Here is a 14,755-nt window from a genome sequence, read left to right on the forward strand (position 1 = left end):
AGCGTAACGCTTTGAAAAATGACAAGACCCATTATCCCGTGACTCGGGAACGGGTGACTACCCCCGAAAAATAGCATGCATTCGGGGGTTATTTTCAAATGAGTACGACAGCGCTGAAACCTTTCATCCTTGAGCGAGTTCAGGGCGGTCGCGAAACTGCTCCAGAGCCTGCGGATTGGCCAACGCGTCGGTGTTCTTCACCGGCTCGCCGTGCACCACATTGCGCACCGCCAATTCAACGATCTTGCCGCTGATGGTGCGGGGGATGTCGGTGACAGCGAGGATCTTGGCCGGTACATGGCGGGGCGTAGTGTTGGCGCGGATCACCTGGCGGATCTGCTGCTCCAGGGTTTCGTCGAGTTCGACACCCTCGTTGAGGCGCACGAACAGCACCACGCGCACGTCCTCCTGCCAGCGTTGGCCGATGGCCAGGCTTTCCTGCACCTGGGGGATTTTTTCCACCTGGCGGTAGATCTCGGCCGTGCCGATCCGCACGCCGCCGGGGTTGAGCACGGCGTCGGAGCGCCCGTGAATCAGCAGGCTGCCGTTGGGGCGCTGTTCGGCGTAGTCGCCCTGGGCCCAGACACCGGGAAACTGGCTGAAATACGAAGCGCGCAGTTTCTTGCACTCCGGGTCGTTCCACAGGCCAATAGGCATGGCCGGGAAATGCCGGGTGCACACCAGTTCGCCTTTCTCGCCGATCAGCGGCCGGCCCTGGTCATCCCACACTTCGATGGCCATTGCCAGGCTCTTGCACTGCATTTCGCCGCGCCGCACCGGCAGCACCGGGTTGCCGATCACAAAGCAGGAGACGATGTCGGTGCCACCGGACATGGACGACAGGCACAGCTGCGCCTTGATCTCGCGGTACACGTAGTCGTAGCTCTGGGGCGACAGCGGCGAGCCGGTAGAAATCAATCCTTTGAGGCTACCCAGGTCGTGGCTCAGGCGCGGTTGCAAGCCGGCTTTTTCCAATGTGGCGAGAAACTTGGGGCTGGTGCCGAATACGCTGATCTTTTCTGCGTCAATCAGATCGATCAGCCGTTCCGGCCCAGGGTGAAACGGCGAGCCGTCATACAACACCGCCGTGGCGCCGATGGCCAAGACCGACACCAGCCAGTTCCACATCATCCAGCCGCAGGTGGTGTAGTAGAACAGGCAGTCGTCGCGAGACAGGTCGGCATGCAGGCCGTGTTCCTTGAGGTGAGTGAGCAGTACGCCGCCGGTACCGTGGATGATGCACTTGGGCACGCCGGTGGTGCCGCTGGAATAGAGGATGTACAGCGGATGATCGAACGGCACCGCGACGAATTGGGGTTCGCCGCCGGGTTGGTAGAAGTCTTGCCACAGCGCGACGCCAGCGTGGGTCTGATAGTCCGAAACCTGGGCCTGGGGCCGCGCGTACGGCACGATGATCAGTTGCTCCAGGGACGGCAGGCGTTCGAGGATTTCATTGAGCTTGGCGCTTTGGTCGATGTCTTTGCCGGCATAACGATAACCGGCGCAGGTGATCAACACCTTGGGTTCGATCTGGCCGAAACGGTCGATCACGCCCTGGGTGCCGAAGTCCGGCGATGAGCACGACCAGATCGCGCCGAGGCTGGTGGTGGCGAGCATGCCCACCAGGGTTTGCCAGGTGTTGGGCATGCACGCGGCGACGCGGTCACCCTGGACAACTCCGGCGGCGCGCAGGCTGTGTTGCAGGCCGGCGACGTGGGCGGCCAGTTCGGCGTAGGTCAATTGCTCGCGCTGGCCGTCTTCGCTGAGGGCGACCACGGCGGGGTGGTCGTCGCGGCGGCGCAACAGGTGCTCGGCAAAGTTCAGGGTGGCGCCGGGAAACCATTGCGCACTGGGCATCTCGGCGTCCTCGATCAGCACCGCCGTCGGCGGGCTGCGAAATTGCACGTCGAAATAGTCCACGATCGCCCGCCAGAAATCCGGACGCTGGTCGATGCTCCACTGGTGCAGCCCCGGGTAATCGCTGAGCTGCACGCTATAGCGTTCGTTGATGTAGCGCCGGAACAGGTCCATCCGCGTGTGGGCGATGCGTTCGGGGGAGGGTTGCCAGAGGATGTCGGACATCAGCAAGGTCTCTTGTTCTTATCTAGGTCTTCCACACAATACAGTTCAAATGTGGGAGGGGGCTTGCCCCTCCCACATTTTGAACTCCAGTGTCTCGTGTTACTGGGCCAGCCAGCCGCCATCGATGTTCCAGGCGGCGCCGCGCACCTGGCTGCCGGCTTCGCTGCATAAAAACAACACCAACTCACCCAGCTGCGGCGGCGTCACAAATTCCAGCGACGGCTGCTTCTCCGCCAGCAAGTCATGCTGAGCCTGCTGCGGGTCTACGCCGTTGGCGGCGCGATCATCAATCTGCTTCTGCACCAGCGGCGTCAGCACCCAGCCGGGGCAGATGGCGTTACAGGTGACATTGCTGGTGGCCGTTTCCAGGCCCACCACTTTGGTCAGGCCGATCACGCCATGTTTGGCCGCGACGTACGCCGCCTTGCCCACCGAGCCGACTTGCCCATGCACAGACGCGATATTGACGATACGCCCCCAGCCCTTGGCCTTCATCCCCGGCAAGCTCAAGCGCGTGCTGTGGAACACAGAAGACAGGTTGATCGCAATGATCGAGTCCCAGCGTTCGACAGGGAAGTCTTCGACCGCCGCCACATGCTGAATGCCGGCGTTGTTGACCAGGATGTCCACGCCACCGAATTCACGCTCGGCGTAGGCGATCATGTCGGCGATCTGCGCCGGGTCGCTGACGTCGGCCGGGTGGTGGCCGACCTTGCCGCCGAACGCCTGCACCTGGGCGATCACCGCGCTGGCGTCGCCGAAGCCGTTGAGGATCAGGTTGGCGCCGGCCTTGGCCAGGCTCAAGGCGATGCCCAGGCCGATACCGCTGGTGGAACCGGTGACCAGGGCGGTCTTGCCGTTCAATGTCGTCATGAAAACCTCACACAATGCCGGTGGCGTAGAAAGTGCCGATCACCACGAACACCGCGAGGGTCTTGATGATCGTGATACCGAAAATATCCTTGTAGGCTTCGCGGTGCGTCAGGCCGGTGACCGCGAGCAGCGTGATCACCGCGCCGTTGTGGGGCAGGGTGTCCATGCCGCCGCTGGCCATGGCCGCGACGCGGTGCAGGACTTCAAGGGGGATATTGGCCGCATGGGCCGCCGAAATGAAGCTCTCGGACATGGCCGCCAGAGCGATGCTCATGCCGCCCGACGCAGAGCCAGTGATACCGGCCAGCAGGGTCACGGTAATCGCTTCGTTGACCAGCGGGTTGGGGATGCCTTTGAGCCAGTCCGCCAGTACCAGAAAGCCCGGCAGCGAAGCGATCACCGCACCAAAGCCGTATTCCGACGCCGTGTTCATCGCTGCCAGCAACGCGCCGCTGACCGCACTTTTACTGCCTTCGGCGAGCTTGCTCTTGATCGCCGAGAAACCGAACACCAGCACCACGATAATCCCCACCAGCAATGCCGCCTGCACCGCCCAGATCGCGGTGAGCTTGGCGATTTCGGTGGTCACCGGCGTGGTCATGCCCGGCAGGGAGAGGCTGTGGGTCTTGCCGTACCACTGCGGAATCCAGTGAGTGAACAACAGGTTCATCACGCCCACCAGGATCAGCGGTGACAGCGCGAGCCAGGGGTTGGGCAGCGCCAGGTTGTCGGCGGTTTCCGGTTCGTTGCGCAGTTCGGTGCCGTAACCTTCACCGGCGCGCTGGGCCTTGTTGCGTTGGCGTGCCAGGTAGAGCATGCCGGCGCAGAACACGAAGATCGTGCCAATCAAGCCCAGCCATGGCGCGGCCCAGGCGGTGGTGTTGAAGAAGGTGCTGGGGATGATGTTCTGGATCTGCGGCGTGCCGGGCAGGGCGTCCATGGTGAACGAAAACGCGCCGAGGGCGATGGTCGCCGGGATCAGACGTTTCGGGATATTGCTCTGGCGAAACATCTCTGCCGCGAACGGGTACACCGCAAACACCACCACGAACAGCGACACACCGCCATAGGTGAGCAGTGCGCAGACCAGCACGATCACTAGCATCGCCTGGCGCGTGCCGAGCAAGCGGATCGCCGCCGCCACGATCGAACGTGAGAAGCCCGACAGCTCGATCAGCTTGCCGAACACCGCGCCGAGCAGGAATACCGGGAAATACAGTTTGATAAAGCCGACCATCTTCTCCATGAACACCCCGGTAAAGGCGGGTGCGACGGCGGACGGATCGGTCAGCAGGACAGCGCCGAGGGCGGCGATGGGGGCAAACAGGATAACGCTATAGCCACGGTAGGCAGCCAGCATCAGCAACGCGAGCGCTGCCAGGGCAATGATCACACTCATGGTGTGTCTCCATCGGATTGTTATTTTTGTGGGGTGAAACTGTGGGAAGGGTTATAGCGAGATGCGTGCCAATTAACTAACTGTTTGAAATATAAGGATAAATTATAGCGATTGGATTGGCGTTATCAGATTTGTCCCGTATTCGAGACTCATAAAGATCAAATGTGGGAGCGGGCTTGCTCGCGAATGCGGCGTATCAGCAACGAATTAGGCGGCTGGCACACCGTATTCGCGAGCAAGCCCGCGCCCACATTGGACTGTCTTCATATTTGGAATGAAGTCTCTCTATTGAGACTGAGTGAGGTCCAGCGCCACCATTTTCTTGTACAGCGTCGAGCGCCCGAGCCCTAATCGATTGGCCGCCTCTATCACATTCCCCTCACACGCCCGCAACGCCGCGCCAATCACCTGCCGATCAAACCGCTCCCGCGCCGCGCTGAAACTCTCCCCCTCGACCGCCGCCACCGCGCTGGCACGTTCCACCGGCGTAAAGGTGCCAATCGCCGCCCGAATCTCCCTGGCATCCAACACCAGGTCATCACTCAGCAACGCCGCCCGCTCCAGCACATTGCGCAGCTCACGGATATTCCCCGGCCACGCATGCTGTGCCAGCAGCGCCAGTGCCTCACGGTCCAGCTCATGCTGGCTGCGCAGTTCCTCAAGAATCGCCTCGCTCAACGCCGGGATATCCTCCAGGCGCTCACGCAGCGGCGGCACCTGGATCGGCAGCACGTTCAGCCGGTAATACAGGTCCGCGCGGAATTCGCCACGTTTGATCGCCGCTTCCAGGTCCATGGACGTGGCCGCGATCACCCGTACATCGCTGTGCAGCATCTCGTTGGAGCCCACCGGCTCGAATTCCTTTTCCTGCAACACCCGCAACAATTTGCTTTGCAGCGGCAGGGGCATGTCGCCGATCTCATCGAGGAACAGCGTGCCACCCTGGGCAATCTGGAATTTGCCCGGACGGCCCTTGCGGTCGGCGCCGGTAAACGCACCCGGCGCGGTGCCGAAGAACTCGGCCTCCAGCAGATCAGCGGGAATCGCCGCGCTGTTGATGCTGACAAAGGCCTTGTGCGCACGGCTTGAGGCGCCGTGAATCGCCTGGGCCAGCAACTCTTTGCCGGTGCCGGTCTCCCCCAGCAGCAATACCGGCGACTCGGCGCTGGCGCTGCGTCGCGCCCGGCGTTTGACTTCGAGGCTGGCGGCGCTCGTGCCGATAAAGTGCGCGAAGTTGTATTTGCTCTGGCGTGAACGCAGCAGCGAGCGTGTGGAGGCCAGTTCCTGCTGCATGCTCAGGTAGCGCTCGATCAGCGGCGACAGGTTGCGCAGTTCATCAAACAGGGCAAAGCCGATCGCCCCGATCACCGCGCCGGCCTCGTTGTGGATCGGCAAGCGCATCACCACCAGCGGGCCTTTGGGTGTGTCCTGGATGTCCAGCAGGATCGGCTGGTCATTGCGCACCACCTGGCGCAACAGGCTGTTGGAAATCACCTGCTCGCACGGCTGGCCGATGGCTTCGTCGGCGCTCTTGAGGCCGAAACGCTTGGCGTAGCGCTCGTTCATCCACACGATGTTGGCGTCGCGGTCGACGATCACCGTGCCTTCGCTGGACTGCTCGATGATCTCGAACAGCGACTGGATGGCCAGGCCACGAACCTGCTGGTAGTCCTTGAGGTTGTCGGTGATGTTCATATTTATGCCGTCACACAAGTGGGGGAGCGCTTACAAGGGGATATGCGCCGCTGCCAGCAGCTCTTTGGTGTAAGGGTGTTGTGGTGCATCGAACACCGCATGACTGGCGCCGTGCTCCACCACCTGGCCGTCCTTGATCACGATCATATCGTGAGCCATGGCGCGCACCACCGCCAGGTCATGGCTGATAAACAGGTAGGTCAGGCCGTACTTGTCTTGCAGCTCACGCAGCAACGCCACCACTTGTTTCTGTACGGTACGGTCAAGGGCCGACGTGGGTTCATCCAGCAGCATCAGCGCCGGCTTGAGCACCAGGGCGCGGGCGATGGCGATGCGTTGGCGCTGGCCGCCGGAAAACTCATGGGGGTAACGGTGACGGCTGGCGGGGTCGAGGCCCACATCCTTGAGCACCTGGATCACCTGCGCATCGCGGTCGGCCAGGCTGCACGGCGCGTGCACCTCCAGGCCTTCGCTGATGATTTGTTCTACGGTCATGCGTGGGCTGAGGCTGCCGTAAGGGTCCTGGAACACCACCTGCATCTGCTTGCGCCATGGGCGCATCTGCTGGTTATTCAGCGGGTCGAGGGCTTCACCCTGGAAGCGGATGCTACCGGTGGAGTCCAGCAGCCTCAGAATCGCCTGGCCCAGGGTGGACTTGCCCGAGCCGGACTCGCCGACAATCCCCAGGGTCTTGCCGCGCTGCACGCTGAGGCTGATGCCGTCCACTGCACGCAGGTAGGTCTTGCGGCGGAACAACCCACCGCCAAGGCGGAATTGCACGGTCAGGTCATCCACCTGTAACACCGTCTCGCGTTCGTCGCTGCACAGCGCATCCGCGTCCGGTTCCGCATCCAGCAGCAGACGGCTGTAGGGGTGTTGCGGCGCATTGAACAGGGTCTGGCAGTCGGCCTGCTCGACAATCTCGCCAGCCCGCATCACGCACACGCGCTGGGCAATGCTGCGCACCAGATTGAGGTCGTGGCTGATCAGCAGCAGCGACATGCCCAGGCGCTTTTGCAGGGACTTGAGCAGCAGCAGGATCTTGCGCTGCACCGTTACATCCAGCGCGGTGGTGGGTTCGTCAGCGATCAGCAGTTCCGGCTCGCAGGCCAGGGCCATGGCGATCATCACCCGCTGGCGTTGCCCGCCGGACAGTTGATGGGGATAGGCCTTGAGCCGTTCCTGGGGCTTCTGGATGCCCACCAGGTCGAGCAATTCCAGGATGCGTGCCTGGGCAGCCTTGCCACCGAGGCCCTTGTGCAGCAACAGGGTTTCGCCGATCTGCTTTTCGATGCTGTGCAAAGGGTTCAGGGAGGTCATCGGCTCCTGGAAGATCATCGCAATACGGTTGCCGCGCAGCTTCTGCAGGGTCGCCGCCGACGCGCCGATCAGTTCCTGGCCACGGTACTGGATGGAACCGGTGGTTTCAGTGCCGGCTTCGGGGAGTAATTGCAGGATCGAGTGGGCGGTTACCGACTTGCCCGAGCCCGACTCGCCTACCAGCGCCAGGCATTCGCCGGGGCGTACGTCCAGGCTCAGGTTGCGCACCACGGTCTGGCCGCTGAAGGCGACGCTGAGGTCGCGAATTTCGATCAGGTTCATAGGTGGTCACTCATGAGCGGGGGTCGAAGGCATCACGCAATGCCTCGCCGATAAACACCAGCAGCGACAGGATCAGCGCCAGTGTGAAGAACGCCGTCAGGCCCAGCCAGGGCGCTTGCAGGTTCTGCTTGCCCTGGGCGATCAACTCGCCCAGCGAGGCGCTGCCTGCGGGCATGCCGAAACCGAGGAAATCCAGGGCGCTCAGGGTTGAAATTGCGCCGGTCAGGATAAACGGCAAGTAGCTCAAGGTGGCGGTCATGGCGTTGGGCAGGATGTGCCGGCGAATGATCTTGCCGTCACCCAGGCCCAAGGCCCGAGCAGCCTTGACGTATTCAAGGTTGCGCCCACGCAGGAACTCTGCGCGCACCACGTCCACCAGGGCCAGCCAGGAAAACAGCGCCATGATCCCCAGCAACCACCAGAAGTTCGGCTCGACAAAGCCGGACAGGATGATCAACAGGTACAGCACCGGCAACCCGGACCACACTTCCAGCACGCGCTGGCCGATCAGGTCCACCCAGCCGCCGTAATAGCCCTGCAAAGCACCAGCCGCGATGCCGATGGCGGCGCTTATGGCCGTGAGCGCCAAGGCAAACAGGATCGACACCCGTGCGCCAAAGATCACCCGCGCCAATACATCCCGCGACTGGTCATCGGTGCCCAGCCAGTTCACCGCCGATGGCGGGCTGGGGGCAGGGCGGGTCAGCTCGTAGTTGGGCGTGTCGTCGCTGAACGGAATCGGAGGGAACAGCATCCAGCCGCCGTCCTGCTCAATCAGCTTTTTCACGTAGTCACTGCGGTAGTCGGCCTGAAATGGCAACTGGCCGCCGAACGCCTGCTCGGTGTAGCGCTTGAATACCGGGAAATACAGTTCGTTCTTGAAACTCAGTACCAAGGGCTTGTCGTTGGCGATCAACTCACCGCCCAGTGTCAGGATAAACAGGCCGATGAACAGCCACAGCGACCACCAGCCGCGACGGTTCTTCTTGAAGCGCTCGAAACGTCGGCGCGCCACGGGAGACAGGTTAAGCATCAGGCGTTCCTCGCGGCAAAGTCGATACGCGGGTCCACCAGGGTGTAGCAGAGGTCACCGATGAGTTTTATCAAGAGGCCGAACAAGGTGAAGATGAACAGCGAGCCAAATACCACCGGGTAATCGCGGGAGACGGCGGCTTCGTAGCTCATGCGGCCCAGGCCATCCAGGGAGAAGATCACCTCGATCAGCAGGGAGCCGGCGAAGAATACGGCGATAAACGCCTGGGGAATCCCTGAGATGACCAGCAACATGGCATTGCGGAATACGTGTCCATACAACACACGCCTTTCGCTCAAGCCCTTGGCGCGGGCGGTCACCACGTACTGGCGCGTGATTTCATTCAAGAACGAGTTCTTGGTGAGGATGGTCAGGGTGGCAAACCCGCCGATGACCAGCGAGGTGACTGGCAATACCAGGTGCCAGAAATAATCGGCAATCTTGCCCACGGTGCTCAGCTCTTCGAAGTTTTCCGACACCAGCCCGCGCACCGGGAACCAGTTCAGCGACGTGCCGCCAGCAAAGACCACGATCAGGAACATCGCGAACAGGAACGCCGGCATGGCATAGCCGATGACAATCGCGGTGCTGCTCCACACATCGAAGCTGCTGCCATGGCGCACGGCCTTGCGAATCCCCAGGGGGATCGACACCAGGTAGGTGATCAGCGTGGCCCACAGGCCGAGCGAGAGGGTGACCGGCATTTTTTCCAGAATGAGGTCGATCACCGTCTTGCCGCGAAAGAAGCTGTTACCAAAGTCCAGCTGGGCGTAGCTCTTGAGCATCAGCCACAAACGCTCCGGTGCCGGCTTGTCGAAGCCGTATTGTTTTTCGATGTCTGCGATCAACTTAGGGTCCAGGCCGCGGCTGGCGCGGGAGCCGCCGCTGATGCCTTCGCCGGACGATCCGCCGACGGCACCGCCGCCAATGCCTTGCAAGTGGGCAATGGCTTGTTCTACCGGGCCGCCCGGAGCTGCCTGGACGATCACGAAATTCACCAGCAGGATGATCACCAGCGTCGGGATGATCAGCAGCAGGCGCCGCACGATATAGGCAAACATCAGCGCGCACCTCCGCGTTTTTTCAGCTCAGCGTTCATTTGCTCGTTGGTCAGGGGCGTGGGGCTGATTTCCCACCAGGTTTCCAGGGCTTCATCGTTTTTCGCCTCGATGGCCGGGCGGCCGAAGCGGTTCCACCAGGCGGCAGAGGTGCCGGGCGGATAGTAGTTGGGGATCCACAGGTAATTCCATTGCAGTACCCGGTCCAGTGCGTGGGCGTAGGTGAGCATCTGCGCCTGGGTGTCGGCCTTGACCAGGCCCTTGATCAGGCTGTCGACGGCCGGGTCCTTGAGCACCATGTAGTTATTGGCGCCGGGGTCAAAGGCGGCGGCCGAGCCGAAGTAGTTGTAGAGTTCCATGCCCGGCGAGGTGGTGACCGGGAAGCCGGTGACGATCATGTCGTAGTCCCGTGCCATCACCCGGTTCACATATTGGGAGGCGTCGATACGGCGGATATTCAGGGTGATACCGATCTGCGCGAGGTTGCGTTTGTACGGCAGCAACAGGCGTTCGAGGCCAGATTGGGCATTAAGGAAGGTAAACTCCAGCGGCTCGCCCTCGGCGTTAACCAGCTTGTCGCCGTGCGGTTTCCAGCCGGCCTCTTCCAACAACGCCAAGGCTTGCAGCTGTTTGTCGCGGATCATGCCGCTGCCGTCGGTCACCGGTGCCTTGAACACCTGGGTGAACACCTCGTCGGGCACCTGGCCGCGCAAGGGTTCAAGAATCGCCAGTTCCTCTTGGGTCGGCGGCTGGGTGGCTGCCAGCGGGCTATTGGAGAAGAAGCTTTGCTGGCGGATGTACATATTGCGCATCATCTGCCGGTTGGCCCATTCGAAGTCCCACAGCATTGCGAGGGCCTGGCGCACGCGGCGGTCCTTGAAGACTGGTTTTTGCACGTTGAACACATAACCCTGGGCCGGTTGCGGCATCTCCTTGGCCAAGTGCGCGCGTTGCAGGCGGCCATCATCCAGGGCCGGGCCGTTGTAGCCGATGGAGTAACCGGTGGCAGAAAATTCGCGGTTGAAATCGTAGGCACCGCCGCGCAATACCTGGCGGGCCACCTCGGTGTCGCCGAAGTACTCCAGGCTCAGGTGATCGAAGTTGTACAGGCCACGGCTGACGGGCAGGTCCTTGCCCCACCAGTTCGGGTCGCGGGTGAAGGTAATGGTGCTGCCGGAGTCGATCTTGCTGACCTTGTAAGGGCCGCTGCCCAGTGGGGCTTCATAGCCGCCGCCGTTGGCAAAGTCGCGGGTCTTCCACCAGTGCTCCGGGAACACCGGCAGGGTGGCGATATCCAGGGGCAGGGTGCGGTTTTCATTGCTGGAGAAGTCGAAACGCACTTGGCGCTCGCCCTCGACCTCGACGTGCTTGACGTCGGCGAACAGGGTGCGAAAGCGCAGACTGCCCTGGGTCATCAGCAGGTCGAAGCTGTAGCGCACGTCTTCGGCGGTGATTGGCTTGCCGTCGGCGAAACGTGCCTTGGGGTTGAGGAAAAACCGCAGCGACAGGCCGTCATCGGCGCGCTCCATCTTTTCGGCAACCAGGCCGTAGACGGTGTAGGGCTCGTCCAGGGAACGCAGGGCCAGGGGCGCATACAGCCAGCCGTCGACCTGTGAAACCCCGATGCCTTTGTCGATATACGGCAGCACGTGGTCGAAGCGCCCGATCTCGATGGCCGAACGGCGCAGGCTGCCGCCCTTGGGGGCATTCGGGTTGGCATAGTCGAAATGGGTAAAGCCGGCGGCGTACTTGGCCGGTTCACCGTACACGGTCAGGTACGGTTGGGGCGCCGCGATCACGACGCTGCTGGCCAGCAGCAGGGCCAGTGTCGAACTAAAAATGTAGGAAAAAGCCAATCGCATTGTCAGCCTTGAATGCCGTGTGAAGTAGAAAAGGGATTTGTACGCTAACGGCATCAGCGTCGCCAGTCATCACATGCACAACGGCCCACCAAAAGGCGGGCCGTCGTTTAGACCATCAGCACAGACAGGATCAGTCCTGGCGGCTGGTGACTTCCAGCAGGTGGTAGCCGAACTGGGTTTTCACCGGGCCTTGCACGGTGTTGACCGGGGCGCTGAATACGACGGTGTCGAATTCCTTGACCATCTGGCCGGGGCCGAACGAACCCAGGTTGCCGCCGTCGCGGCTGGATGGGCAGCTGGAGTTGGCTTTGGCGATTTCTGCGAAATCGGCGCCGCCTTCGATTTGGGCCTTGAGTTCGTTGCACTTGTCTTCAGTGGAAACGAGGATGTGACGGGCGGTTGCTTTGGCCATGGGGAGTAACTCCTTGAATGAAAAGGGTGAGCCTACCGGATTCAGGCGGTTATTTCTTGGCAAAGTTCCGTTGGAGTGGTGGTGTACATATCCGTTACCGAAAAAACGGATTGGTACACGATCAAACCAAAAACGCCGCCTCCAACAACTGCCGCGTATACCCATGCTGCGGCGCAGCAAAGATCTCGGCCGCATCCCCCTGTTCCACTACCTGCCCATGCTTTACCACCATCAACTGATGGCTCAGCGCCTTGACCACCGCCAAATCATGGCTGATAAACAGATAGGTCAAGTTGTACTTGGCCTGCAAACTGCGCAACAACTCCACCACCTGCCGCTGCACCGTGCGATCCAGCGCCGACGTCGGCTCATCCAGCAGGATCAGGCGCGGCTTGAGCACCAACGCCCGGGCAATGGCAATGCGCTGACGCTGGCCACCGGAGAACTCATGGGGATACCGATGGCGCGACTCCGGATCCAACCCCACTTCCTTGAGTGCCGCAATAATCGCCACCTCTTGCTCGGCCGGCGTACCCATCTTGTGGATGCGCAACCCTTCACCGACGATCTCACTGACACACATCCGCGGGCTCAGGCTGCCGAACGGGTCCTGGAACACCACTTGCATTTCCCGGCGCAGCGGGCGCACCTGCTGCTGGCTGAGTGTATCCAGTTGCTGGCCTTCAAAACGAATGCCGCCCTTGCTCGCGATCAACCGCAGGATCGCCAGGCCCAGGGTGGATTTGCCCGAGCCGCTTTCGCCGACAATGCCCAGGGTCTGCCCCTGGGGCAGGCTGAAGTTGATGCCGTCCACCGCCTTGACGTAATCGACGGTGTTGCGCAAAAAGCCCTTCTTGATCGGGAACCAGACTTTCAGGTTATCCACCTCCAGCAGTGGAGGGCCGATTGCATTGCTCGCAGGTCCGCCGCTGGGCTCAGCCGCAAGCAGCTTCTGGGTGTACGGATGCTGGGGCGACTGGAACAGCGTTTCACAATCGGCCTGCTCGACGATGCAACCCTTTTGCATCACGCACACGCGGTGGGCGATGCGCCGCACCAGGTTCAAGTCGTGGCTGATCAGCAACAGCGCCATGCCCAGGCGCGCCTGCAGTTCCTTGAGCAATTCGAGGATCTTCAACTGCACCGTCACATCCAGCGCCGTGGTCGGCTCATCGGCGATCAGCAGCTCCGGTTCATTGGCCAGGGCCATGGCGATCATCACCCGCTGGCGCTGGCCGCCGGACAGCTCATGGGGCAGGGCCTTGAGGCGTTTGTGCGGTTCGGGAATGCCCACCAGGTCCAGCAACTCCAGGGTGCGCTGGGTGGCGACTTTACCTTGCAGCCCCTTGTGCAGGCCGAGCACCTCGTTGATCTGCTTCTCGATGGAATGCAGCGGGTTCAACGAGGTCATCGGCTCCTGGAAGATCATCGCGATACGGTTGCCGCGAATATGGCGGATGGTTTTTTCTTTCAGCGTGAGCAAGTCCTGCCCGGCATAGTTGATGGTGCCGGAGGGGTGCCGCGCAAGCGGGTAGGGCAGCAGGCGCAGGATCGAATGGGCGGTCACCGATTTGCCCGAGCCGCTTTCGCCCACCAGAGCGATTGTCTCGCCACGCTTGATGTCGAAGCTGACGTTGTTCACCACGCGGTGGTGATGGTCGCCCGTGACGAACTCGACGGAGAGGTCGCGGATTTCGATCAGATTGTCCTGATTCATCTCATTTCCTCGGGTCGAAGGCATCGCGAGCGGACTCGCCGATAAACACCAGCAAACTCAACATGATCGCCAGCACGGCAAAGGCACTCATGCCCAGCCACGGCGCTTGCAGGTTGGATTTGCCCTGGGCCACCAGTTCACCCAACGACGGCGAACCGGCCGGCAAGCCGAAGCCGAGGAAGTCCAGGGCGGTGAGGGTGCCGATGGCGCCGGTGAGAATGAACGGCATAAAGGTCATGGTCGACACCATCGCATTGGGCAGGATGTGCCGGAACATGATCGCGCCGTTCTGCATGCCCAACGCCCTGGCGGCGCGCACGTATTCCAGGTTGCGCCCGCGCAGGAACTCGGCGCGCACCACGTCCACCAGGCTCATCCACGAGAACAGCAACATGATGCCGAGCAGCCACCAGAAGTTGGGTTGCACAAAACTCGCAAGGATGATCAGCAGGTACAGCACCGGCAACCCGGACCAGATTTCCAGGAAGCGCTGCCCGGCCAAGTCGACCCAACCGCCATAGAAACCCTGCAGGGCCCCGGCGATCACGCCGATGATCGAACTGAGTACCGTGAGGGTCAGGGCAAACAGTACCGACACGCGGAAGCCGTAGATGACCCGCGCCAGCACGTCGCGGCCCTGGTCATCGGTGCCCAGCCAGTTCACGGAAGAGGGCGGCGCCGGCGCGGGCACCTTGAGGTCGTAGTTGATGCTCTGGTAACTGAACGGAATCGGCGCCCACAAGGTCCAGGCGTCCTTGGCCTTGAGCAGTTCCTGGATATACGGGCTCTTGTAGTTGGCCTCCAGCGGGAATTCACCGCCAAAGGTGGTCTCCGGGTAGCGCTTGAGCGCCGGGAAATACCAGCCGCCGTCGTAGTGCACGGCCAGCGGCTTGTCGTTGGCGATCAGCTCGGCGCCCAGGCTCAGCACGAACAGGCTCAGGAACAGCCACAGCGACCACCAGCCACGCTTGTTGGCCTTGAATCGCTCGAACCGGCGGCGATTGAGGGGGGATAGATTCATC

Annotated in this window: 11 protein-coding genes; all 11 read right to left on the reverse strand. The window is 61.8% G+C overall.

Annotated features, from left to right (window positions below; translation table 11 throughout):
* Window positions 1-123: 123 nt before the first annotated feature.
* The gene (locus tag PF1751_RS11590; RefSeq protein ID WP_044287043.1) at window positions 124-2,082 is read right to left on the reverse strand and encodes an acetoacetate--CoA ligase; all 1,959 of its coding nucleotides are present in this window, start codon (window positions 2,080-2,082) and stop codon (window positions 124-126) included.
* A gap of 99 nt (window positions 2,083-2,181) precedes the next feature.
* Entirely contained in the window at window positions 2,182-2,955 is a 774-nt protein-coding gene (locus PF1751_RS11595; RefSeq protein WP_010210947.1) for a 3-hydroxybutyrate dehydrogenase, read from the reverse strand.
* 7 nt (window positions 2,956-2,962) lie between these two features.
* The gene (locus PF1751_RS11600; protein WP_010210946.1) at window positions 2,963-4,354 is read right to left on the reverse strand and encodes a GntP family permease; all 1,392 of its coding nucleotides are present in this window, start codon (window positions 4,352-4,354) and stop codon (window positions 2,963-2,965) included.
* A 285-nt stretch (window positions 4,355-4,639) separates the two neighbouring features.
* Window positions 4,640-6,049: a sigma-54 interaction domain-containing protein gene (locus PF1751_RS11605; protein ID WP_010210945.1), complete on the reverse strand. Its 1,410-nt coding sequence runs from the start codon at window positions 6,047-6,049 to the stop codon at window positions 4,640-4,642.
* A 30-nt stretch (window positions 6,050-6,079) separates the two neighbouring features.
* Window positions 6,080-7,651: an ABC transporter ATP-binding protein gene (locus tag PF1751_RS11610; protein WP_044287044.1), complete on the reverse strand. Its 1,572-nt coding sequence runs from the start codon at window positions 7,649-7,651 to the stop codon at window positions 6,080-6,082.
* A gap of 10 nt (window positions 7,652-7,661) precedes the next feature.
* Entirely contained in the window at window positions 7,662-8,684 is a 1,023-nt protein-coding gene (locus PF1751_RS11615; RefSeq protein WP_042571592.1) for an ABC transporter permease, read from the reverse strand.
* A complete protein-coding gene (locus tag PF1751_RS11620) occupies window positions 8,684-9,745 on the reverse strand; it encodes a microcin C ABC transporter permease YejB (protein ID WP_010210941.1) in 1,062 nt (353 codons plus the stop codon). Before PF1751_RS11620 ends, PF1751_RS11615 begins: the two co-directional genes overlap by 1 nt.
* On the reverse strand, window positions 9,745-11,604 hold the full coding sequence (locus PF1751_RS11625) for an extracellular solute-binding protein (protein ID WP_042571591.1): 1,860 nt from the start codon (window positions 11,602-11,604) through the stop codon (window positions 9,745-9,747). Before PF1751_RS11625 ends, PF1751_RS11620 begins: the two co-directional genes overlap by 1 nt.
* 130 nt (window positions 11,605-11,734) lie before the next feature.
* Window positions 11,735-12,016, reverse strand: a complete 282-nt coding sequence (locus tag PF1751_RS11630; protein WP_010210937.1) for a peptidylprolyl isomerase — start codon at window positions 12,014-12,016, stop codon at window positions 11,735-11,737.
* 121 nt (window positions 12,017-12,137) lie between these two features.
* Complete coding sequence (locus PF1751_RS11635) at window positions 12,138-13,733, reverse strand: ABC transporter ATP-binding protein (protein ID WP_044287045.1); 1,596 nt, start codon at window positions 13,731-13,733, stop codon at window positions 12,138-12,140.
* A gap of 1 nt (window position 13,734) precedes the next feature.
* Entirely contained in the window at window positions 13,735-14,754 is a 1,020-nt protein-coding gene (locus PF1751_RS11640) for an ABC transporter permease (RefSeq protein ID WP_010210931.1), read from the reverse strand.
* Between the last annotated feature and the right edge of the window lies 1 nt (window position 14,755).

Origin of the sequence: Pseudomonas simiae (assembly GCF_000934565.1) — a bacterium.
GTDB classification, from domain to species: Bacteria; Pseudomonadota; Gammaproteobacteria; order Pseudomonadales; family Pseudomonadaceae; genus Aquipseudomonas; species Aquipseudomonas simiae.